The organism is Streptomyces iconiensis (assembly GCF_028657195.3).
Taxonomy (GTDB): domain Bacteria; phylum Actinomycetota; class Actinomycetes; order Streptomycetales; family Streptomycetaceae; genus Streptomyces; species Streptomyces iconiensis.
The window spans coordinates 1-4,496 of sequence record NZ_JANCPR020000102.1; the positions used below are offsets into that span (position 1 = coordinate 1).

General features: G+C 74.0%; 2 protein-coding genes. Both read right to left on the minus strand.

Going from position 1 to position 4,496, the window contains the following annotated elements:
• Nucleotides 1-268, minus strand: a 268-nt coding sequence (locus tag NMN56_RS42720) for a beta-ketoacyl synthase N-terminal-like domain-containing protein (RefSeq protein ID WP_274048236.1), incomplete at its 3' end; no start/stop codon positions are given.
• Entirely contained in the window at nt 243-4,445 is a 4,203-nt protein-coding gene (locus NMN56_RS42725) for a type I polyketide synthase (protein ID WP_274048235.1), read from the minus strand. The genes NMN56_RS42725 and NMN56_RS42720, both read right to left, overlap by 26 nt.
• Between the last annotated feature and the right edge of the window lie 51 nt (nt 4,446-4,496).

Sequence of the window (4,496 nt, forward strand, 5' to 3'; positions counted from 1 at the left end):
TCCCCACACCATCCGGATCAGGATCAAAAACACCCTCCACATCCCAACCACGATCAACCGGAAACCCCGAAACCGCATCCACCCCACCCACCAACAAACCCCACAAACCCTCCGGAGAAACCACACCCCCCGGAAAACGACACCCCATACCCACCACAGCCACCGGCTCATGGGCACGTTCTTCGATGTCCTGGAGACGCTGCTCGGCCTTGTGGAGATCGACCGTCACGCGCTTGAGGTATTCAGCGAGCTTCGCTTCGTTCGTCATGGTTGTCCCCCTGGTTTTCCGAATCGTTCCGGGACTGCCGGCCGAGTCGCTTGTCGATGAGTTCGAAGATCTCGTCAGGCGTCGCCGCCAGGATTTCCTGCGTGAGGTCCTCGCTCGGAGGCTCCACCTGCCGCAGCAGCGCGGACAGCCGCCTGGAGATCGCGTCGCGGGTGTCCCCGTCCTCGGGATCGAGCGAGCCCAGTGCCGCTTCGAGCGAGTCGAGGCGCGCCAGGGGCGAGGTGTCGTCCGCCGGAGCAGGGCCCGGAGTGAGCAGTTCGCGTACGTGTGCCGCGAGCGCGGTGGCTGTCGGGTGGTTGAAGACCACGGTCGCGGGCAGCCGCAGGCCGGTCGCCGCGCTGAGCCGGTTGCGTAGTTCCACCGCCGTCAGGCTGTCGAAGCCCAGCTCCCTGAAGGCACGCCCGGCTTCGAGCGGCTGCCGGGCACCGCCGAGGACGGTGGCCGCGTGACCGCTGACCAGGTCGAGGAGGAGTGCGTGCTGTTCCGCTTCCGAGCGGCCGGCCAGGCGCAGTTCCCACGAGTCGGCGCCGGGCGCGGTGGCGGCCACCCGCCGGGGCGCGGCGGGGGCCAGTCCGCGCAGCACGGCGGGAAGCGTGCCGGCGCTTGCCAGGTCGCGCAGGGGCGCGGTGGGGATGCTGGCCGGAACCAGCGCCGCCAGGCCGCTCGCGAGGGCGGCGTCGAAGAGTGCGAGCGCCTCGTCGCTGGGCAGGGGGCTGACGCCTGTGCGCCTCATGCGGGCCACGTCGGCCTCGGAGAGGTGGCTGGTCATCCCGGTCGACTCGGCCCAGTAGCCCCAGGCCAGGCTGGTCGCCGGCAGCCCTGCCGCGTGGCGGTGCGCGGCCAGTGCGTCGAGGAAAGTGTTGGCGGCGGCGTAGTTGGCCTGACCCGGCGTGCCGATGAGCCCGGTGACGGAGGAGAACAGCACGAAGGCCGCGAGGTCCTGCCGCCGGGTCAGCTCGTGCAGGTTCCACCCGGCGTCGACCTTGGGCCGGAACACCCGGCTGACCTGCTCGGGGGTGAGGGCGTTCAGGGTCGCGTCGTCGAGGACACCGGCAGCGTGGACGACCGCGGTGAGCGGGTGGTCGTCCGGCACCGCCTCCAGGGTGGCGCGGAGTGCCTCCCTGTCGGCGGCGTCGCACGCGACGACGGTCACCTCGGCACCCTCGGCTGCGAGTTCGGCGCGTGCCCGCTCGGCGTCGGGGGCGTCCGGCCCTCTGCGGCTGAGCAGCAGCAGGCGCCGGGCTCCGTGCGTGGTCACCAGGTGGCGGGCGACGAGCCGGCCGAGCGTTCCGGTCCCGCCGGTCACCAGCACCGTGCCCTCGGGGTCCAGCGGCCTGGCCGGGGCGTGCGGGGCGGGCGTCTCGCGTGTGAGCCTCGGGACGTACGACTTGCCTTCGCGCAGGGCCAGTTGGGGCTCGCCCGTGGCCACAGCGGCGGGAAGCGCACGCACCGAGTCGGGTGAGCCGTCGATGTCGATCAGTGTGACGCGGTCGGGGTGTTCGGTCTGGGCGCTGCGGCCCAGCCCCCAGAGGACGGCGTCAGCGAACCCCGTCACGCCCTCGCCCGCGTAGCGGGCCACGGCGCCGCGGGTGAGGAGGACGAGCCGCGCCTCGCCGGCGCTCTCGCCCGTGAACTGGTCGCGCAGAAGTTCCAGCGCGGCCACGGCCGTACGGTGGGCGCGCTGCCCCGGGTCCGCCGGATCGCCCGTCCCGGCGTCGGGGCCGGGGCCCGCGAGCGCGGCGGCGGTGACCAGGACGACATCCGGCGCCGGTGCCCCGCCCGCGCGGTCCGCGCGGAGCGCCGCCAGGTCGCGGCAGGCCGTCGCCGTGACCCCGGCGGGGGCCAACTCGCGGGCCAGAGCGCCGTTCTCGTCTCCGAGGAGCGCCCAGGCGCCCGGCGTGGTCGCGTGGGCGTGGGGCATCTCCGGCCAGCCGAGGTGGAGCAGCCGCCCAGCGTCCGCGCCCCGCCGGGCATGCTGCGCCCGTCCGTCCTGCACCTCTCCCAGGACGACGGCGTCGGCCGCGGCGACCGGCTCGCCGGCGGGGTCGGCCAGCGTCAGCCGGTACCGGTCCCCGTCCAGCGGGCCGAGGTGTACGCGCACGGTCGTGGCCTGGGTGGCGTAGAGGCGCAACCCGGTACACGCGACGATCCCGCGCGGCTTCGCGCCGTCGGGCTCCAGGGCAGCGACGACGGTACGGAAGACCGCGCCCAGCAGCGCGGGGTGGATGCCGAACCCGTCGAGATCCGGGTGCTGTTCTGCCCCGAGCGCGACCTCCGCGTACAGCTCCCCGCCCACTCGCCACGCTGTCGCGTCGACGCGCGGCGCCCTCCCGGCGCCTCCGCCCCCGGCCTCGCCCCTGTCCCCGTCACTCTGCGCCCCCGCGTCCCCGTCCCTGTCTTCGTCACCGTCCGGCTCGGCGCCGGCGGCGGAGAGGTCGACCTCGCTCGCTCCCGGCGGCGGCCATTCGCCCCCGTGCGCCGTAGCGGGCCAGGCGCCGGACGCGCCGTCGTCGCGGGGGTCGCCCGGCGAAACGGTGGCCTCGGCGTGCCGGGACCAGGCCCCGTCGTCCTCGCCTTCGGCACGTGAATGCACCAGGACTTCGCGCCGTCCCTTCGCGTCCGCCGCACGGACGGTGATCTGGAACCGGGAGGCGCGTGCGACGGGCAGCGCGAGCGGTGTGCGCAGGGCCAGTTCGTCCACCCGGGGGCATGCCACCTGGTCGCCCGCGTGGAGGACCAGCTCCGCGAGTACCGCGCCCGCCAGCGAGGGGTCGCCCGCTGAGGCGGCAGCCCAGGGCGGTGTGTGCGGGGCCAGGCGGCCGGTCAGCACCAGCTCGCCGCTGCCGGCGAGCGGGAGCGCGGCGCCGAGCAGCGCGTGTTCCGTACCCAGCAGCCCCGCTGAGGCCACGTCGGCCCCGCCGGACGTACTGGCCAGCCAGAACCTCTCACCCTGGAAGGCGTACGTGGGCAGGTCCACCGTCCGGGCGCCGGAGAGCGCCGGTAACGCGGCCCAGTCGACCGGCGTCCCGTGCGCGTGCAGTTGGGCGGCCGAGGTGAGGAAGCGCCGCCAGCCTCCTTCGCCGCGCCGCAGCGTGCCCGCCACCAGGGCGTTGCCGGCGGGGGCGGTCGCGGAGTCCACCGTGTCCTGGACTGCCATGGTCAGCACCGGGTGCGGGCTGACCTCGACGAAGGTGCGGTGCCCCGCTGTCACAAGGGCCCGGGTCGCGTGCTCGAACAGGACGGTCTGCCGGAGGTTGCTGAACCAGTACGAGGCATCCAGGGTCGCGGTGTCCAGCGGCTCCCCGGTGACCGTCGAGCAGAACGGAATCCGCGAGGGACGGGGGGCGAGATCGGACAGCACCTCCATGAGGCGGTCGCGCAGTTCGTCCACGTGCGGGGAGTGCGAGGCGTAGTCGACGGCGATCCGCCGGGCGTCCACCCCCTCTTCCCGGCAGACGGCCAGCAGTTCTTCCAGCGCTTCCCCGTCGGCGGAGACGGTGGTCGACGTGGGCCCGTTGACGGTGGCGATGTGCACCCGCGCGCCCAGGCGAGCGAGCAGCGGTTCCAGCTCCCGCACCGGCAGGGGCACCGAGACCATTCCCCCGTTCCCCGCCAGCGCCACGAGTGCCTGGGAGCGGAGAGCCACCACGCGCGCCGCGTCGTCCAGGCTGAGGGCGCCTGCCACATGGGCGGCGGTGATCTCACCCTGGGAGTGCCCGACGACCGCGTCCGGCTCGACGCCGAGGGAGCGCCACAGCTCCGTGAGCGACACCATCACCGCGAAGAGGGCGGGCTGCACCACGTCGACCCGGTCCAGCGAGGGGGCGTCGGCGGTGCCGCGCAGCACGTCGAGGAGCGACCAGTCGACGTACGGCCTGAGGGCATCCGCGCAGTTGGCCAGGGCCTCGGCGAACACCTGGGAGGAGTCGAGGAGTTCACGGGCCATGCCGGTCCACTGCGAGCCCTGGCCCGGGTAGATGAATACGGTGCCGTCCGGCTCGGTCGCCGTGCCCACCACGGCATCGGCCGCGGGCTGGTCCGCTTCGAGGGCGCTGAGTGCGGTGAGGAGTTCGTCGCGGTCGACGCCGATGAGGGTGGCCCGGTGATCGAAGAGCGCACGCGTGGTGACCAGCGAATGCCCCACCTCCGCCACCGACACCCCCGGCCGCTCCTCCAGAAACACCCGCAGATTCGCCGCCTGCGCCCGCAA